General features: G+C 38.0%; 11 protein-coding genes. 4 read left to right on the forward strand and 7 right to left on the reverse strand.

All coding sequences use genetic code 11. The features are described from left to right. The 3 genes from BLW28_RS15730 to BLW28_RS10065 form a co-directional block, all read right to left on the reverse strand. The coding region (locus BLW28_RS15730) for an IS3 family transposase (RefSeq protein ID WP_234946478.1) at positions 1 to 605 on the reverse strand (605 nt) is incomplete at its 3' end. Between the two features lie 14 nt (positions 606 to 619). Then, positions 620 to 1,054 (reverse strand): transposase, encoded by a 435-nt coding sequence (locus tag BLW28_RS10060; protein ID WP_073219053.1) that lies wholly within the window; start codon positions 1,052 to 1,054, stop codon positions 620 to 622. A gap of 383 nt (positions 1,055 to 1,437) precedes the next feature. Next, entirely contained in the window at positions 1,438 to 2,010 is a 573-nt protein-coding gene (locus BLW28_RS10065) for a thioredoxin family protein (RefSeq protein ID WP_073219073.1), read from the reverse strand. A 187-nt stretch (positions 2,011 to 2,197) separates the two neighbouring features. On the opposite strand from BLW28_RS10065, the gene BLW28_RS10070 reads away from it, so the two are divergent. Together BLW28_RS10070 and BLW28_RS10075 are read left to right on the forward strand one after the other, a co-directional pair. Then, positions 2,198 to 2,509: a phosphoribosylpyrophosphate synthetase gene (locus BLW28_RS10070; protein WP_073219049.1), complete on the forward strand. Its 312-nt coding sequence runs from the start codon at positions 2,198 to 2,200 to the stop codon at positions 2,507 to 2,509. Further along, on the forward strand, positions 2,502 to 2,837 hold the full coding sequence (locus tag BLW28_RS10075; RefSeq protein ID WP_073219046.1) for a tRNA-binding protein: 336 nt from the start codon (positions 2,502 to 2,504) through the stop codon (positions 2,835 to 2,837). Before BLW28_RS10070 ends, BLW28_RS10075 begins: the two co-directional genes overlap by 8 nt. A gap of 179 nt (positions 2,838 to 3,016) precedes the next feature. On the opposite strand, the gene purL is transcribed toward BLW28_RS10075, so the two are convergent. The 3 genes from purL to BLW28_RS10090 form a co-directional block, all read right to left on the reverse strand. After that, positions 3,017 to 6,733: a phosphoribosylformylglycinamidine synthase gene (purL, locus tag BLW28_RS10080; RefSeq protein ID WP_073219043.1), complete on the reverse strand. Its 3,717-nt coding sequence runs from the start codon at positions 6,731 to 6,733 to the stop codon at positions 3,017 to 3,019. A gap of 375 nt (positions 6,734 to 7,108) precedes the next feature. After that, positions 7,109 to 8,140: an endonuclease gene (locus BLW28_RS10085; protein WP_073219041.1), complete on the reverse strand. Its 1,032-nt coding sequence runs from the start codon at positions 8,138 to 8,140 to the stop codon at positions 7,109 to 7,111. 110 nt (positions 8,141 to 8,250) lie between these two features. Continuing rightward, entirely contained in the window at positions 8,251 to 9,477 is a 1,227-nt protein-coding gene (locus tag BLW28_RS10090) for an RsmB/NOP family class I SAM-dependent RNA methyltransferase (RefSeq protein WP_073219038.1), read from the reverse strand. A 284-nt stretch (positions 9,478 to 9,761) separates the two neighbouring features. Here BLW28_RS10090 and BLW28_RS10095 point away from each other — a divergent pair, with 284 nt between their 5' ends. Both BLW28_RS10095 and BLW28_RS10100 read left to right on the forward strand, forming a co-directional pair. Next, positions 9,762 to 10,802 carry a WD40/YVTN/BNR-like repeat-containing protein gene (locus BLW28_RS10095; RefSeq protein WP_073219035.1) on the forward strand — a complete coding sequence of 347 codons (1,041 nt, stop codon included), beginning with the start codon at positions 9,762 to 9,764 and terminating at the stop codon, positions 10,800 to 10,802. A 747-nt stretch (positions 10,803 to 11,549) separates the two neighbouring features. Continuing rightward, complete coding sequence (locus BLW28_RS10100) at positions 11,550 to 16,358, forward strand: GEVED domain-containing protein (RefSeq protein WP_073219032.1); 4,809 nt, start codon at positions 11,550 to 11,552, stop codon at positions 16,356 to 16,358. 458 nt (positions 16,359 to 16,816) lie between these two features. Here BLW28_RS10100 and BLW28_RS10105 read toward each other — a convergent pair whose 3' ends face one another. Further along, positions 16,817 to 18,433 carry a SulP family inorganic anion transporter gene (locus tag BLW28_RS10105; RefSeq protein ID WP_073219029.1) on the reverse strand — a complete coding sequence of 539 codons (1,617 nt, stop codon included), beginning with the start codon at positions 18,431 to 18,433 and terminating at the stop codon, positions 16,817 to 16,819. Positions 18,434 to 18,455: the final 22 nt, after the last annotated feature.

Consider the following 18,455-nt stretch of genomic DNA (forward strand, 5'->3'; position numbering starts at 1 on the left):
GGATCGTATTTTTCAGTCATGCTTGGGGTGATCCCATTATCGTCCAATAATTTTTGATAGTCATTTGAGCAATATTGCAATCCCCTGTCAGAGTGGTGTATTAATGGGTACTCTCTTTGTTTTCGATTGTTCAGAGCCATTTCCAATGCTTTTACTGAACCATCCACAGAAAGTGAGGTCGATACATTATACCCTACGATTTTTTTTGAATATGCGTCCGTAATCAATGCCAGATACGATGGATTGGCTCTGGTCCCTACATATGTTATATCGCTTACCCATACAGAATCTGGGCTTTCTATATCCAATGTGCTTACAAGATTTTTATGTTTTCTAAATCGATGGTGCGAGTTTGTTGTAATATGGTACCGTCTTTTTGGAGTTATCAGCATATGGTTAGCGCTTAATATTCTAAAGAGTTTATCCCTCCCGACTTTAAGGGGTGACAATTGATCTTTAAGTAAAAAATATAGTTTTTTACCGCCCAACCTGGGCATAATCATTCGGACCTCCCTCACCATCGCTATTACCTTTTGAGCAATGGACTGTTTATGCAGTCTAGTCTTTTTTGATCTATAATAAACCTGTCTGTTTACCCCGAGCAAATCACAGGTGGAAACTACTGTTTCTCTGTGCTCTTCTTTGAAGAGGTCGATAAGTCGGGTGTGTAATTTTTTCTGATATCTATTTGATATTCCTTTTCAGCCAAATCTACAAGCATATCAAATATTATCGCTTTCTTATCAGCACGCTCGGCTAGATGTTCGGCCCTGGCCTTCTGTTTTTCGAGCAGCTTGACCTTGGCCTCCAGTTCGAGTATTCTTTGTTCGGGAGTCTTTGACATTGTTATGGGAGCTTGGTTTTCCCAATCAAAGTTACCATATTTCTGTAACCATTTTCTCACGGTTGAATCCCCTTGGATACCATACTTGGTCTTTGCTTCGCTTTTTGTAAGAACACCTTGTTCTATTTCTTGAATTAACTGGAGCTTAAAAGAAAGTGAGTAGTCTTTTTGGGTACGTTTCCTATACCCACTGTTTTCTGATGTTTTCATTACTCTAAGGTTTTAGTGTATCGCTATTTCAGGACGGGACAATCCCCAAAAATAAAAAGCGGTTCCCGAGGGAGCCGCTCTTCCAACTTTTAACCAATACTACGAAGTGTATTCTACTTTTCAGGTCGAAACCTCCCCCATATATTACGTGAATATCATTTCCAGTTTATTAATAAAACATAAACGGTATTAACCAACCAAAAATCTGAATAGAATGTAGTTAGAATAAGGAATCTTAAATGAAGTTTAAAGCATAAACAAGTAGTAGGAGAAATGGTGGAACAGGAGAGAAGTCGTAATATAAACAAAAGTTACATTAGACCAATTTAAGCATCTTACCCTTTCTTCTATATTCTATGGTGATAATATCTTGTAATCTTCAGTTAAGGCTGAGTTGTGGTTTTCCGCCATTTAATATTACAACCCATACTAGGCTTTTGATCTTTCCGCTGTGGGTTGTTATTCAAAATATTATCTAAAGCCTCGCGAAGGTCACGCCCGTTTACTGGAATACCATTCCCAGGTCTGGAGTTGTCTAACTGTCCGCGATAAACAAGCTTTAGTTCAGCGTCAAAAAGATAGAAATCGGGAGTGCAGGCAGCATCGTAGGCTTTTGCTACTTCTTGAGTTTTATCATATAAGTACGGAAATGGATACCCAACACGTTGCGCGGTTCGCCACATTTCGATTGGGCTATCTTCTGGATACTTTTCAACATCATTGCTGCTAATGGCTACAAATCCAAAACCTGTAACTCTATAATCATTACAGATGCGCACTATTTCATCATTCACGTGTTTAACAAAAGGGCAGTGATTGCAGATAAACATTACTACAGTTCCTTTTTCACCGCGGACGTCCTTTAAGGAAACCGTATTCAAGCTAACTGCATCTAGCAAAGTGAAATCAGGTGCAATAGTATTTAAAGGAAGCATTGTGGATTCAGTATCGGCCATTTTTAAATATAATTTTGATTTTAAATTACGGTTTAAAGTTACAAATTTTGAATGGTTAATATGAGGTTGATTCGTAAGCATATAAACTTTTCTAAGTCTTCATGCCATATTTATTTGTGCTAAATAAAATTTAAATCTTTGCTAGTGAAGAATAACTCTATTAACTTTAAAAATTAAATCAATTATTATGAAAAATTCTTATTCATCACTTTCGGTGGCAATCGAAGATTTACAAAATAAAGGTTATTCTGAAGATTTCAATCTTATAGCCGATGGAATTGAGTCAAAATCCTTAAAAAAAGAGTGGAAGGCAGGCGAATTAGAGGTCGTTAAATTCTACCGTTTTGAAGGAATGACCGATCCTGGAGATAACACAATTCTATATTTAATAGAAACCCAAGACGGAAGAAAAGGATTGCTTGTTGATGCTTATGGTGCAGAACGCGGTGCAATTTCCTCAAAAATGATTCAAAAACTTTCTATTAGACACGATGAATAATCTCTCTTGGGAAGATTTTGAAAAAGTAGAAATGCGGGTCGGCACTATTTTAGAAGTCAATGATTTTCCTGAAGCCCGAAACCCGTCCTTTCAACTCCTAATAGACTTCGGAAGTGAGATAGGGCGTCGCAAAACATCTGCCCAGATTACTTCACTTTATTCAAAGGAAGAATTGATAGGCAAACAAGTTATTGCTGTTGTGAATTTTCCTAAAAAACAAATAGCCAATTTTATGAGCGAATGCCTGGTTTTGGGTGCCGTAGATGGAAAAGACGTTACACTCCTGCAGCCAAGTAAGGATGTTGTTAATGGATTGCGGGTTTTATAGGTTTCTTATTGTTAATTCGCTCACTAATTTCTTTAATTAAATGCTAAGAGTTTAATTTATTAATACATTGTTAATTTGGTTTAAATTTCTTTCTACCAATGAGATAGGAGGTGTCAGCAATATAAAAAAACCGTTTACAAATTTTATGCAAACGGTTTTTTATTATTTATAGAATAGATCTATTTCTTTTCAATCCATTTTCTTGCATTAACTAAGGCTTCAACCCAAGGAGAAACTTTGTCATCCTTTCTATCTTGTGGGTAATATGCCCAGTTCCAAGGGAACGTAGAACGCTCTAAGTGAGGCATCATTACTAAATGGCGACCTGTTTTATCAGTCATCATAGCAGTGTTGAAATCACTTCCGTTTGGATTTGATGGCAATTTATCATAACCGTATTTTGCAACAATATTGTAGTGGCTTTCCTCTTTTGGGAAACTGAATTTTCCTTCCCCGTGAGCCGACCAAATTCCTAATGTGCTTCCTGCCATTGAAGATAACATCACAGAATTATTCTCCTGAATTTTTACCGAAGTAAACACACATTCAAATTTATTGGTATCGTTATGAAGCATTTTTGGTTTTTCTTCATCTTCAGGATTAAGTAATCCTAACTCCACAAATAACTGGCATCCGTTACAAACACCTAAGGATAATGTGTCGTCTTTAGCAAAGAAATTCTTTAATGCTTTATTCGCTTTTTCGTTGTAAAGGAAAGCTCCAGCCCAACCTTTTGCACTTCCTAAAACATCACTGTTACTAAATCCACCAACAGCAACTAAGAATTTTATATCCTCAAGATCTTCACGACCTTCAATAAGATCGGTCATATGCACATCTTTTACATCAAATCCTGCCAAGTGCATCATATAAGCCATTTCGCGCTCACTGTTACTTCCTTTTTCACGGATTACAGCTGCCTTGGGTCTCGACTGCGCTCGACCTGACAATGTCTCCTCGAGCGCAGTCGAGAGGTTGCCTGTGAAATTCTTTGGAAATTCGAAAGTTAATGGCTGATTTTTAAAATTGTCAAAACGTTCTTTAGCTAGTTCTGAACCGCTTTGATTTCGGTCTAATAAATATGAAGTTTCATACCAAGAATCACGCATTTCAGGAATGCTGAATGAAAGTTCTTCACTGTTATTTTTAATGGTTAGGGTTTCATTAGTTGTAACAGTTCCAATCTTTTTGAAATCGATATTATTTTCAGATAGAAGTTTTTCAACTGAAGTATCTTCCGAAGCTTGAATTACAAGACCTGCGTTTTCAGCAAAAAGAACTTTTACCATATCACGTTCACCTAAGTTTGAAAGGTCTAAATCTGCTCCAAGATTAAGGTTGGCAAAGCACATTTCTAATAAAGTAGTAATCAATCCACCTGAAGCAACATCGTGTCCAGCAAGAATTTTACCTTCTTTAATGAGTTCTTGTAGTGTATTGAAAACGGTTTTTACGTATTCAGCACTTTTTACATTTGGCGCTTCGTTTCCGATAGCGTTTAAAATTTGTCCAAAAGAAGATCCGCCTAGTTTAAAGTTGTCTTGAGATACATTGATATAGTAAATACTACCACCACCGTTCTGAAGAACAGGCTCAACTACTTTTTGAATATCGTTACAGTTTCCTGCAGCAGAAATAATTACGGTTCCTGGAGAAATAACCTCTTCGTTTTTGTATTTCTGCTTCATTGAAAGTGAATCTTTTCCGGTTGGAACGTTGATTCCTAAATCAATTGAAAAATCTGAAACAGCTTTAACAGCTTCATATAGTCTTGCGTCTTCACCTTCGTTATTACAAGGCCACATCCAGTTGGCTGAAAGTGAAACACTTTTTAAACCATCTTTTAACGGAGCCCAAACAATATTGGTTAGAGATTCGGTAATAGCATTGCGCGATCCTGCAGCAGGGTCTATTAAGGCTGTTAGCGGAGAATGCCCAATAGAAGTGGCTACGCCCTCTTTACCTTGATAATCTAAAGCCATTACACCGCAGTTGTTTAATGGTAATTGTAATTGCCCTACGGTTTGTTGTTTTGCAACACGACCCGTTACACAACGGTCAACTTTATTGGTAAGCCAATCTTTACAAGCTACAGCTTCTAATTGAAGAACTTGTGTAACGTACTCTTTTATTTTTGAAGCTTCGTAAACAGAGTTTTTATAGTTTCTATTTACGGTTTTGTCTTTCATTATTGTTTTTGGTGAGCTACCAAACATATCTTCAAGAGCAAAATCCATAGGTTTTTTGCCGTCTTTGTTTTCAAAACAGAAACGTTGGTCGTCTGTAACTTTCCCTACTTCGTACATAGGAGAACGTTCGCGGTCTGCAACTCTTTTAAGGTTTTGAATGTTTTTATCACCAATAACTAAGCCCATTCGCTCCTGGCTTTCATTCCCCATTATTTCTTTGTCGGATAGGGTAGGGTCGCCAATAGGAAGTTTGCTTATTTCTATACGTCCTCCAGTTTCTTCAACTAACTCACTTAAACAGTTTAAGTGTCCACCTGCACCGTGATCGTGAATAGAAACAATTGGATTATGGTCGCTTTCTACCATTGCTCGAATGGCATTGGCAGCGCGTTTTTGCATTTCTGGGTTACTACGTTGAATTGCGTTAAGTTCAATTCCGCTGCTAAATTCACCTGTATCTGCCGATGAAACTGCAGCACCACCCATTCCAATTCGGTAGTTATCACCACCTAAAATTACAATATTATCACCTTCTTGAGGCTTGTCTTTTATAGCTTGACTTGCTTTTCCGTAACCGATACCACCAGCAAGCATAATCACTTTATCGAAACCTAATTTACGAGCGTCTTCTTCGTGTTCGAAAGTAAGAACAGATCCAGCGATTAATGGCTGACCGAATTTGTTTCCAAAATCGGAAGCTCCATTACTAGCTTTAATTAAAATATCTAAAGGCGTTTGGTAAAGCCAATCGCGTTCTTTCATTCCTTTTTCCCAAGGCCTGTCCTGAACGGAGTCGAAGGGCTCATTGTTTAATCGTGAATATGAAGTCATATAAACCGCTGTTCCAGCAAGCGGCAATGAACCTTTTCCTCCTGCCAAACGATCGCGAATTTCACCTCCACTACCAGTTGCAGCACCGTTAAAAGGCTCTACTGTAGTTGGGAAGTTGTGCGTTTCAGCTTTTAATGAAATCACACTATCGAAATCTTTTTCTTCGTACCAATCTGGCTTATCTGCACTTTTTGGAGCCCATTGTTTTACCTTAGGTCCTTTTATAAAAGCTACGTTATCTTTATATGCCGAAACAATATCGTTCGGGTTTTCTGATGAGGTCTTTTTAATAAGTTTGAATAGGGAAGAAGGCATTTCTTTTCCATCTATTTCAAAAACACCGTTGAAAATTTTATGACGGCAATGCTCACTATTTACTTGGCTGAAACCAAAAACCTCACTATCGGTAAGCTTTCTACCTATCTTTTTTGATAAGTTTTCTAGGTATTCAACTTCTTCAGCATTTAGCGCTAAACCTTCTTTTTCATTGTATTCAGAAATATTTTCAATTTCTAAAATTGGTTCAGGTTGCACGTTAATATCAAAAAGCTCTTGATTTAGTTCCTGAAATTTTTGAGAAATCATAGGGTCGAAAGCCTCTTTTACAACTGAACTGTTGTGAAATTCCTCTATACGAATTACACCTTCAATCCCCATATTTTGAGTGATTTCAACGGCATTAGTACTCCAAGGCGTAATCATAGCTGCGCGAGGACCAATAAAAAAATCCGACGTGTTTGTGGACAGGACGGATTCCTCTAACTTAGCCTGATTGCCAAAAAGCCATTCCAGCTTTTTAGTATTTTCTTCTGAAATATTTGCGTGGGTTTGAACGGCAAATACGGTGTTTTCGGTATTCCCAAAAAAGTGAATCATCCTGAACTTTCTTTAAATGTTATTGAGCTGCAAAGGTAACTTATTTCGTGTAAAATATGATAGTGTGTTTACGAGGTTGTTAGAAGGATTTTAGCTTAATGAAAACCTTCCTTTTCATCTTGTTTAGAAACAGTGCCAAAAGATTAAAATGCAATCTGATTTACAATCTTTAAATCTTCATATATTAGTTCTTGTTTTTAGTCTTGGTTCCCGCCTCGACGACGGGCAGGCTTGGCTCTTGTAGCGCAGCGGCGGTTGCTGATCGAAGCCGAAATATCTTGTTGCTTTCTTTGGAAAACACTGAAAATCTTTAAATAAAAAAAAAGCGAATCCAGATGGACCCGCTTTTGGTTGTATTAGAAAATAATAAGGTTACTATTGAACCATTATCTTTTTAACAACGCGCTTTTCAGAAGCTATAAGTTCTACTAAGTACATTCCAGAATCTAAGTTAGAAACGTCGATACTTTTTTCAGAAGAATTGAAGGTATTGTGCATTACTTTTCTTCCTGAAATGTCATATACAGCATAGGTTTCAACAGGAGAAGAAGTATTGTCGCTTACCCAAACAACGTCCGAAGTTGGATTTGGATACACACTAATATAGTCTGCGGCAAAATCCTGCACTCCAATCATGTTCCAACGGTCTTCGGCTACTGGACCTCCCCAGATTATAGTTGCTAAGTATGGGTTGTCAATAAATGGATTTCTGTTTCCGTAGACATTTTCCAAATATGGATTTCTTTGGTCTTCAAATTCACTTACAGGATCTTCCACGTTCCACTGCAGATAAATTTGAAGCATATCGTTTCCGCTTTGCAAGCTACCCATTCCATTTAGGGAAGGTTTGCATCTGTCTCCGTAACGGGTGTACATATACATCATTATTCTAGCTACATCGCCTTTCCACTCGTCTCCTGGATAAAAGCCACCAGAAGAAGGTCCTGCAGTTCCTGAACCAGCGGCCATTTTTAAATTACCGCGGTTGTTATTCATACGTTGATCTGATGGGCGTAGGTTTTGAGGGTCGGCGATAATTCCGGTAGAGCCTGTCATGGCTGGATTTGCATTCGATCTAGCAAAAGTGTGCTCGCGGTTGTATTCGCAATTACCACCTCCAAAATTATTTTTATTACGGGTTCTGTCTGTAACACAATTTCCATCGTTGTCGTTATACCCATAAATTAGAAGTACGTTATTGCTATTGTTAGGATCTTTGTCAGTTATTTTCATAGTGTCCTTATTATCCCCATAATTGAAGGAAGAACTTGCATTGTCAATTTTATTCTGAAGTTCATAGTATAGGTCTTGACCAGTAAGTGTAAGGTCTACATCATTATAATATGGTTGTTGGGCGAATACAACTTGTATGCTAGCCAAAAAAAGTAGGGTAAATAATTTTCTCATCTTGAATTGATATTTGTTTTTAATGCGCCAGAAGGTTTGTCCAATTTATCTTTTGGCTTTGATTTTTGAAATTAAAGTGAAGGTAGCCTCGTTTGAAAGTAATAATTAGACTATTCTTTCTTCGACTTTTCTTTTTTCTGGAGCAAAGAAATATAAAATCCATCAAAACCACTTTTACTTGGCAGTATTTTTTCTTCTTTTAACAAAGAAAAATCTTTTCCTTCCTCTCTAGCTAAAAATGCTTTGACTTGCATTTCATTTTCAGAAGGCAGGATAGAACAGGTGGCATATACAAGTTCGCCTCCGGGTTTTACCATACGGGAATAGGAGTTAAGCAACTCTTTTTGAGTAGCGCGGATAGAATCTAAAAACTCAGGTTGTAGTTTCCATTTGGCGTCGGGATTTCTTTTTAAAACCCCTAATCCTGAACAAGGAGCATCGATTAATACTTTGTCTGCTTTTTCAATAAGCTTTTTTATAACCTTAGTTGAATCTATAACGCGGGTTTCGATGTTAAAAACATCGTTTCTTCTTGCGCGACGTTTCAATTCGATTAACTTGCTATCATAGATGTCCATTGCAATCAACTGCCCTTTATTTTCCATCATTGAGGCAATGTGCAAACTTTTTCCACCAGCTCCAGCGCAAGCATCAACAATGCGCATACCAGGTTTTGCATCTAGAATTTCTGCCACTTTTTGTGATGAAGCATCCTGAACTTCAAACAATCCATTTTTAAAAGCATCGGTAGTAAATACATTTGTACGCTCCTTTAGCTTTAATGCATACGGATATCCAGGTAATGTCTCGGTTTCAATTTCGAGATCGGCCAATTCATTTTGAAGGTTTTCAACGGTAGTTTTTAAAGTATTTACACGCAAAACAACATCTGCTTGTTGGTTTAAGGCTGCAATTTCCTTGTCCCATTTTTTTCCAAGTTCTTGTTCTCCTAGTTCATCCAACCAATCAGGAAGCGATTCACGATACTTTCTAATTTTTGATAATTCGTCAAACTTACCTTTAATTCGACGGGTAGGGGTGTCTTCAAATTGTTTCCAATCTGGAATTTTTATGCCGTTCAAGGTTGCCCAAACTGTAAATAGACGAAATAAATTAGGACGACTAAATGGTTCGCGAACCTCTGCAATTTCAGCATACAATCGTTTCCACCTCACTATGTCGTAAGTGGTTTCGGCAATAAACCCTCTATCGCGTGAGCCCCATCGCTTGTCTCGCTTTAGGGTGTTTTTAAGTACTTTGTCGGCTTGTTTATTCTCATTGAAAATAAGATCAAGCGAATCTATTGTGGCGAAAACGAGATTTCGGTGTAGTTTCATTCTAGGTATTTTTTACCGCAATAAGATTTAAAATTATTGCGGGCATGTTTTTTAAAGTGTTCGTTCTATTGAAAACTTTAGCAAATGCAAAGGTATCTTTTTGAAACTGAATTCTAAACTGAACTTCAATACAAATTTCAACCTTTGTAGTAAAGTTAAAATAGGTGCATCAAGCTATAATTTGTTTTAACCAGCCTGTTTAAAGTAACTGAGTGAATTTCAACTTACGCAGTTAAAGTTGAAATTTGTACCGAAGCTTATTACTTTTGGCAAAAAATCGAAATATGCGTTTTATAATTGCGATTGCTGTCGTATTGGCTTTTGTTTCTTGTACTAATAAAGCCGAAATTGAAATTAATTCAGTAAAAATTACTCCTGTATTTATGGACAGTTTAAGCATTCGGGCAATTCATCCTCTCGATGAAAACCGAGTGTGGTTTGCTGCAAACAAAGGAAAAGTGGGGTTAATAGATGGCGATACTCCAAAGTTAGCTGTAATTAAATATGCCGATTCGTTATTGCATTTTCGGTCTATTGCGGCTACAACTGAAGCTGTGTTTGTATTGAGTATTGCCAATCCTGCAGTTTTATATAAAATTGGTTTTAATGGAACAGAAGCTACAAATATTGAAGAGGTCTATAATGAGATAGGTCCTGAAGTTTTTTACGACTCGATGAAATTCTGGAATGATGATGAAGGAATTGCAGTTGGAGATTTAATAGGAGATTGTTTGTCGGTAATTGTTACCAGAGATGGTGGGAATTCATGGGAAAAGCTTCCGTGTGAAATGCTACCAAAGGTTGAAAAAGGAGAGGTTGCCTTTGCAGCAAGTAACTCAAATATTGCAATATATGGTGACAACGCTTGGGTCGCAACAGGTGGTAAAAAATCGAGAGTAATGCACACCGCAGACAGAGGAAAAACCTGGAAAGTTTACGATACTCCTATTGCTAGCGGAAAAGCCATGACAGGAATTTTTAGTATTGATTTTAGAGACGAAAACAATGGAATTGTAATTGGAGGTAACTGGGAACAAAAATCTGATAACTCAAAAAACAAAGCTATTACAACCAATGGTGGCAAGTCTTGGAAATTAATAGCCGATGGCGAGGAGCCTGGGTATAAGTCTTCAGTAAAATACATTCCAGGCACAGCAGGGCAGGGGATAGTTGCTGTTGGATCTCCCGGAATTTCGTTTAGTGGAGATGGTGGTAAAAGCTGGAAAGAACTTTCAAAAGAAGCATTTTTCGCCATTGAATTTGTAAACGATAGTGTCGCTTTCGCTTCTGGAAACAATAGAATTGCTAAGCTACTTTTTAAATAATCAGAAATGATAATTCAAAATAAGGAAGCTTTTTTTGTATTCTAAATTGCGATTACAATTAATTCCATAAAAGCTTGGTGAGGTGATATATTTGAAAAAAGTGAATTTTATGCACGCTTCTAAATGATTGTTCAGCACCATTTGCTTGGCTGAGTACACTTATTTAGTCGTCCTATATCTGTGATAGGAATGATAGTTAGTGATTATGAGTTTATTTGTTTTTATTATCCTGCAAACTTTATAAGTTCAATTCAGTTGATAACTACTTCAGATGCTTGTTTTGAATAGGGGGAATAAGTTGTCTAGCTAAAAAGCATAAATTCTTAATTCTTGTTCGCGATGCCTTAGAACTTTATTTTAAACCGCAATTTAACTCAAAATTAAGGTCAATAAGAAGAATGCTTTTAAAATTGTTCTCAAATTAACTGAGGTTTATCTATCCAAAAATCGAATGTTGAGGCTTTTGATTTTTCAGAGAATATAAAATTATTAACAATACTCCGTGTGTGTTTTTGGTCCAATTAAAAATTAATAGGTAGAATCTTTATTTTATTTCATAAACCTGAAAGTAAAATAAAGATTTTTTGAGGTAACTTTCTTAGTGTATGGATAAAATTTTCAAAATCTGTTAAAAACACACGCGGGGTTATCTGTGTTATTTTATTTTAATTCAATCTAGTAAAACATTGTGAGTCCGTTTAGAATTTTTTAACTTCACGCCTTTATTATTAACCAAAACAATTCATAATGATTAAAAAAATTACCTTTTTATTTTTAGCGTTACTGATTTCCACGTTTTCGTGGCAAGGAATGGCGCAAGTTTCCATTGGGGAACAAGACGGGACGACCTCTACCATACCAATTGCTGGGTGTTGGGGGTATTCATACACGCAGCAAATAGTATATTCAAGCGAGATTAACGCCTCTGGAGATATTACTTCTATCTCTTTTTACTATACAAGCGGTGGATTTGATAACAGTTTAGATTGGGATATCTATTTAGGTCATTCAACTCAAACAACATTTGCTTCTACTACTGATTGGGTTGACGCTGCAGGACTTGAACAAGTTTATTCAGGTACAGTAACATATCCAGCTGCAGGAAATTGGATGACAATAACATTCGATACTCCATTTAGTTATAACGGAACAGACCACTTAGTTGTAGCTGTTCATGAAAATATGCCAGGATATACTTGTTCTGCTAATTTCGCAAAAACTGAAACTATTACAGGGACTAACAGAGGAATGACGTATAGAAATGATACAACGAACCCTGATCCTACATCGCCTCCTTCAGCTTCTACTAGAGTAGATTATATCAATACTATGATCTTGGGAGGTATCCAACAATCATGTCCAAGTCCAACTGAAGTTGCTGCTTCTGCAATAACTCAAACTACAGCCGATGTTAACTGGACAGCTGGTGCTACTGAAACTTCGTGGAATCTAACTTGGGGATTAGCAGACTACATTCCTGGTGATGGTAATGAAATCGGTCAGGCTACTGTAAGTACGACTTCATACCAAGTAATGGGGTTAACACCAAACACTAGTTACAGAGTTTATGTTCAAGCAGATTGTGGTGGAGAAGAAAGTGCCTGGATAGGCTATTCATTTAAAACTGCTTGTGGTGTTGTTGACACTATGGTCGAAAACTTTGATTCGTACGATACAGGAAGCATTGTTCCAGATTGTTGGGAAAGAATAGTTCCAGCTGCATCCGCAGGAAGTCAGACTATATCTTCAACTTCTCCAGCTTCAGGAACTCGAAATATTTATCAATATGCTAGTGCTACATCGAATTCAATTATTGTAGCATTGCCAGAATTTTCTAATATAGACGCAGGTACTCACCGTTTAAAGCTTTCTGCAAGAGTAGGCTCAGGTTCTGGTGCTTTATTAGTAGGTTATGTTACGGATGTTACTGATTATGATAGCTTTACTTTAATTCAAGAAGTAAGCATTACTAACACTTCGTATGCTACAAATTCTGAATATTCAGTGGTTGTTCCTAATACAGTTCCTGCTGGGGCTAGATTGGGTATTAAAAGTGCAGCCAATGGAACTAGTCACTATTGGGATGACGTTTATTGGGAAGTAGTACCTTCTTGTATGGCACCATCTACTCTTGCCGCTACAGGTGTTACTGATTCTACAGTAGACATCGATTGGATGGCTGGTAATACTGAAACTTCCTGGAATGTTTCTTGGGGTGCTACTGGTTATACTCCTGGCGATGCAGACGAAGTTGGAACTGCAGTTGCTACAGCGACAAACTTTCAAATAACTGGCTTAACCGCTGAAACTGCATATGATGTCTATGTTCAAGCAGATTGCGGAGCTGGAGACTTAAGTCTGTGGACTGGACCTTTAGGTGTTTACACTGGATATTGTATTCCTACTAATACTGGAGACTCTGGTTATATTGAAAGTGTTACTATAACAGGAGATTCTGGAGCTGATATTAGCAACTTAGATTCAGGAGCTGGAATAACAGGATCTGGATATAGTGATTTCAGTGCTCAAACTGTAGTCGTTACTCCAGAGGAAACCATTAGCTACACTGTAGCATTAGAAAGTGGAGAAACTGCAGGTTTGAAAATCTGGATAGATTGGAACAATGATCTCACATTTGACGAGACAACTGAAATGGTTTACCAATCTACTAGTTACAGCGGAAACTATACTGGCTCACTTACAATGCCAGTAGGTGCCACTGGAAACTATAGAATGAGAATCGGATCTTCTTATACACCAAGTTCTGGACCTGCTAACGCTTGTGCCCATACAGGACAGGGAGAATATGAGGATTATACAATTAATATTGCTACGCTTGATACTTGTACGGAAGCCGTTGCAGGAACAGTTGTAGGTGAAACAGAAATGGAAGTTTGTGCCTTGGCACCTTTCAGCATGACTGTTACAGGAAATTCTGAGCCAGCTGATGGTTTAACCAGAACGTGGCAATCTTCTCCTGCAGGATCAGGAACTTGGACAGATTTAGGTGTAGCTTCTTCAACAATTACCATTGCTGGTATTGATGTAGCAACAGATTATCGTTACCACGTAGAGTGTACTAACGGAGATATGGATGATTCTGAAATTATTGAGGTAACTTTAAACCCAAATCCATCTGATTGCTATTGTATTCCAGAAGGAACTAACTCTGCTCGTTATATCGATAACTTCTCAACTACAGGAGGGATCGAAAACATTTCTAACCTTGGCAGTGGTTACGCTCCAAATGGATATGGTGACTTCACAGCAATGACGGTTGAAGGAAACCCAGGAGATGAAATTAGCTTTACAGTTGATGTTTTAGGTGGTACTGCTGGATTTAGAATCTGGGTAGATTGGAATATGGATGGTGTATTTGATACTACTGAAGAAGTAGTTTATAACTCTACATCCTATTCAGCTCAACATATGGGGTCGTTTACTATCCCAATGGATGCAGCTTCAGGAGATACAAGAATGAGAGTTGTTAGCCATTGGCTTGATCCTGAAGGAGACATTGACCCTTGTGAGACAGGTTTTGGCTATGGTGAATTTGAAGACTATACACTGAGTGTGCCTGGAGCTAGCGGACCTTTCCCAAGCCCGTATTGTGATATAGCCGATGCAGGTGATGTATGGGTAGAAGAAATCACTAGTATAGATGTTGATGCAACAAACGTTATAACAAACACGAACACAACAGATCCATTAGTAGACCACACCGATGTTATAGTAGATTTCACAGCTGGTCAAACATATAATCTTTCAGTTGAAGGAAATACGTATGGCGATTTTGAAACAAATATCGTAGCGTTTATCGATTGGAACCAAAATGATATGCTAGATGATGCAGGTGAAATTTATGAACTTGGAACTTTAGCCAATTCTGATGGAGCCGATGGTATTTCTGTGAATATGGACATTCTAGTGCCTGCAGATGCTGTTCTTGGAGAAACTCGTATCAGAATTACAAAAACATATTTTGATGATCTTTCTCTTCCAATTGTAACACCTTGTGGAATTCAGTTTGACCCATTTGGCCAAGGTGTTGAAGCAGGATACGGTCAAGCCATAGACTTTACATTAAACATCCTTGAAGGAAGTACAGACGATTGTACTGGTACTCCTGACGGTGGTCTAGCAACTGCAAATCCAGAAAGCGGTGAGGCTAACTCAGCTTATACAGTTTCAGCTACAGGATTTACATCTGCAAACGGAATTACTTACCAATGGCAATCAAATACAGATGCTGCTGGATGGGTAAATGAAGGAGCTTCTTCAACTACTTATGCCGACTTTATGGCTACTGCACCTGCTACTAGCGGGGTTGTTGTAGAATGGAGACTGGAAGTAACTTGTGGACCTTCAGCAGAATCTTCATATTCTTCTGTTGCAACATTTACAACTATTGAGCCTTCTATATACTGTATTCCAGTATTGGATTGTACTGATAATGATGCCATAACAAATGTTACTTTCCAGGAAATTGACAATACTACTACTTGTAGTCCAAGTGGATATGGTGACTATACAGCAATGGTTGCCACAGTTCAATCTGGCGGAACATTCCCAATGTCTGTAACCGTAGGTGATGGATGGAACGTTGAGTCAGCATCTGTTTGGATTGATTTCGACAACAGTGGAACTTTTGATGAAAACGAATTCTTCTATATTGGAACAGGAAGCGGTGAGGTTTTAACTGAAAACATTGCTATTCCTGCAGATGCAGCAGATGGTGACTACAGAATGAGAGTTCGTGTTGCTGCAGTACCTGGCGATGCAGCTACTTGGGATTTAGCTTGTGATGAAGATCAAGGCTATGGAGAAACCGAAGACTACACCGTTACTGTTACTAGTGCGGCTGGATATTGTATCCCAATGTTAGATTGCTCTGACGATGATAGTATTACAAATGTTACTTTCGAAGGGATTGATAACACTACAACTTGTAGCGTAGATGGATACGGTGATTATACTGCAATGGCAGCTACCGTTCAATCTGGTGGAACATTCCCAATTTCTGTTAGCGTAGGCGGCGGATGGGATGTTGAATCAGTTTCTGTATGGATTGATTTCGACAACAGTCAAACTTTTGATGAAAATGAATTCTTCTTCATCGGAACTGGATCTGCTGAAGCATTAACTGGAGATATCGCTATTCCTACAGGTTTAGCAAACGGTGACTATAGAATGAGAGTTCGTGTTGCTGCAGTACCTGGTGATTCAGCTACTTGGGATCTAGCGTGTGATGAAGATCAAGGATATGGAGAAACTGAAGACTACACTGTTACTGTTGATGGTACAGTTGGTGTTGAAGATTTCTCAAACCTAAACTTCTCATATTATCCAAACCCAATGTCTGAAGTGCTTTACGTTACAGCTAATCAGAACATCGAGTCTGTTTCAGCATACAACGTATTGGGTCAGCAAGTATTGAATACCAATCAATTTGCTGATGGTAAAGTAGATGTTTCTTCTTTACCTACCGGAACATTCATTTTCCGTGTAACTTTTGAAGGTGGACTTGAAGAGAACTTCAAGGTTGTAAAAGAGTAGTACGTTTTAAAACTCTAAATACTAATTAATAATAGCCGTCTCATTTGAGGCGGCTATTTTTTTTCGCTTCGCTTTCTTTCAATATCAAATAGTTGGAGCTTAATGTGAAGGAGCGAAGAACTATTAGTATTCTGAATAAATGCAATTTAATTAAAGCAAGAGGAATCTGTACGAAACAAAACCGTAGATACCTATGGGAAAGAAGGATATTGAAGTAAGGAAATATCACCTTCGAAAAGAGCAGGAAGATGTTTCTTAAAACTGGATGAATGGTTTTCGGAAAGCGATAGTTTGAAAAGACCGATACTTAAACCAGCAAACTATAAGCTCTACTGTATATATTTTTAGCGTACACCGATAATTTGGTTAAAACTCGTGATTCCCCAATCAATGACTAAAGTCTTAGAGTAGATTTAAATATCAGAAAATTACCTGGAATTTAATACTTATAAATGGTGCTAAACCTCTGCGTCTAATACATTTGTTACCACGTGATATCTCGGGTCTTCAACAGAATCTTCTATTATCGTCTCAAACTCTGGATTCCATTTTAAAAGAAGTGCTTTACAATCTGGACTAAGGTGTGTCAGTTTTATTTCCTTCCCACTATCGATATACTTATTTGCTATATTTCGAACGGCTTCCACACCCGAATGATCAGATATTCTAGATTCAATAAAATCTATCTCGATTGATTCTGGATCGGAAGAAACACTAAACTTGCTGTTAAATGCTGTTGTAGAGCCAAAAAATAAGGGTCCCCAGATTTCATAAACCTTGGTGCCGTCTTCTTTAATTCTTTTTCTAGCTCGAATTCGTGTTGCGCTTTTCCAAGCAAAAACAAGGGCACTCATTATTACACCCACTAGTACCGCAATAGCCAAATCTTGCCATACAGTAACTACCGAAACCGTAATTAAAACGATAGCATCTGCAACAGGGATTTTATGTAGAATTCTAAAACTACTCCAAGCAAATGTGCCAATTACAACCATAAACATGACTCCAACTAATGCTGCAATTGGTATTTGCTCAATCAATGGAGCGCCAAACAGTACGAAGCATAAAAGAGCAATTGCTGCCGTTGCGCCCGAGAGTCTTCCGCGTCCGCCAGAGCTTACGTTAATAATAGATTGACCAATCATAGCACAACCTCCCATACCTCCAAAAAAGCCATTTAAGATATTTGCGCTTCCTTGAGCCACACATTCGCGATTCCCGCTTCCACGAGTTTCAGTCATTTCATCTATTAAATTTAATGTCATTAACGACTCAATAAGGCCAACCGCTGCAAGTAAAAATGCTGTTGATAGTATTAGATCCCAATGCCCACTAATTGTGTCTATAAATCCAAAAAGATGGGTTTGAAATACAGGAAGAGAACCCTTTAAGCCACTCCCGCCACCATCGCGTATAAACGATCCAACAGTGCTAACATCTAGGTTGCCGAAAATAGTAATAGAAGCAACTACGACAATCGCAATTAAAGCTGCTGGTAATTTTTTTGTAAGTTTAGGAAGTCCGAACATAATAGCCATCGTTAATCCTACAAGGCCTAACATAACCCATAAATCCATACCGCTTAGCCATTGTGGAACAGTGCCACGACTTTCCTTAAAAAGCCCCAATTGTGAAAGGAATATAACTATTGCCAAGCCATTTACAAACCCCATCATTACGGGATGTGGGATGAGTCGGACAAATTTTCCTAATTTAAATACCCCAGCCATAATTTGAATAGCTCCCACAAACAGTAGTGTTATAAAAAGCCATTGTAAACCGAGATACTCAACAGGAGAATCTAACGATAGCCCAACTTCATTCCCTTTTTGGATTAAATGAACCATAACTACAGCCATCGCTCCAGTTGCTCCAGAAATCATTCCGGGCCGCCCACCAAACAAGGCGGTAACAATCCCCATAATAAAAGCGCCATATAACCCGACCAAAGGGTCAACTCCTGCAACAAATGAAAAAGCTACAGCTTCAGGGACTAATGCAAGTGCAACAGTAAGTCCCGAAAGAATATCATTTTTTGGGTTTTGAGTGAAAGTTAATAGGTATTTTGCTAACATTTTTGGTTTTTTAAGGGCGGCA

It is taken from the genome of Aequorivita viscosa, assembly GCF_900106795.1.
GTDB lineage: Bacteria > Bacteroidota > Bacteroidia > Flavobacteriales > Flavobacteriaceae > Aequorivita > Aequorivita viscosa.

Coding starts and splice junctions, on each gene's coding strand:
- BLW28_RS10100 (WP_073219032.1), top strand. CDS start 11,550: ATGATTAAAAAAATTACCTTTTTATTTTTAGCGTTACTGATTTCCACG.
- BLW28_RS10065 (WP_073219073.1), bottom strand. CDS start 2,010: ATGGCCGATACTGAATCCACAATGCTTCCTTTAAATACTATTGCACCT.
- BLW28_RS10075 (WP_073219046.1), top strand. CDS start 2,502: ATGAATAATCTCTCTTGGGAAGATTTTGAAAAAGTAGAAATGCGGGTC.
- BLW28_RS10105 (WP_073219029.1), bottom strand. CDS start 18,433: ATGTTAGCAAAATACCTATTAACTTTCACTCAAAACCCAAAAAATGAT.
- BLW28_RS10095 (WP_073219035.1), top strand. CDS start 9,762: ATGCGTTTTATAATTGCGATTGCTGTCGTATTGGCTTTTGTTTCTTGT.
- BLW28_RS10060 (WP_073219053.1), bottom strand. CDS start 1,054: ATGAAAACATCAGAAAACAGTGGGTATAGGAAACGTACCCAAAAAGAC.
- BLW28_RS10070 (WP_073219049.1), top strand. CDS start 2,198: ATGAAAAATTCTTATTCATCACTTTCGGTGGCAATCGAAGATTTACAA.
- BLW28_RS10085 (WP_073219041.1), bottom strand. CDS start 8,140: ATGAGAAAATTATTTACCCTACTTTTTTTGGCTAGCATACAAGTTGTA.
- purL (WP_073219043.1), bottom strand. CDS start 6,733: ATGATTCACTTTTTTGGGAATACCGAAAACACCGTATTTGCCGTTCAA.
- BLW28_RS10090 (WP_073219038.1), bottom strand. CDS start 9,477: ATGAAACTACACCGAAATCTCGTTTTCGCCACAATAGATTCGCTTGAT.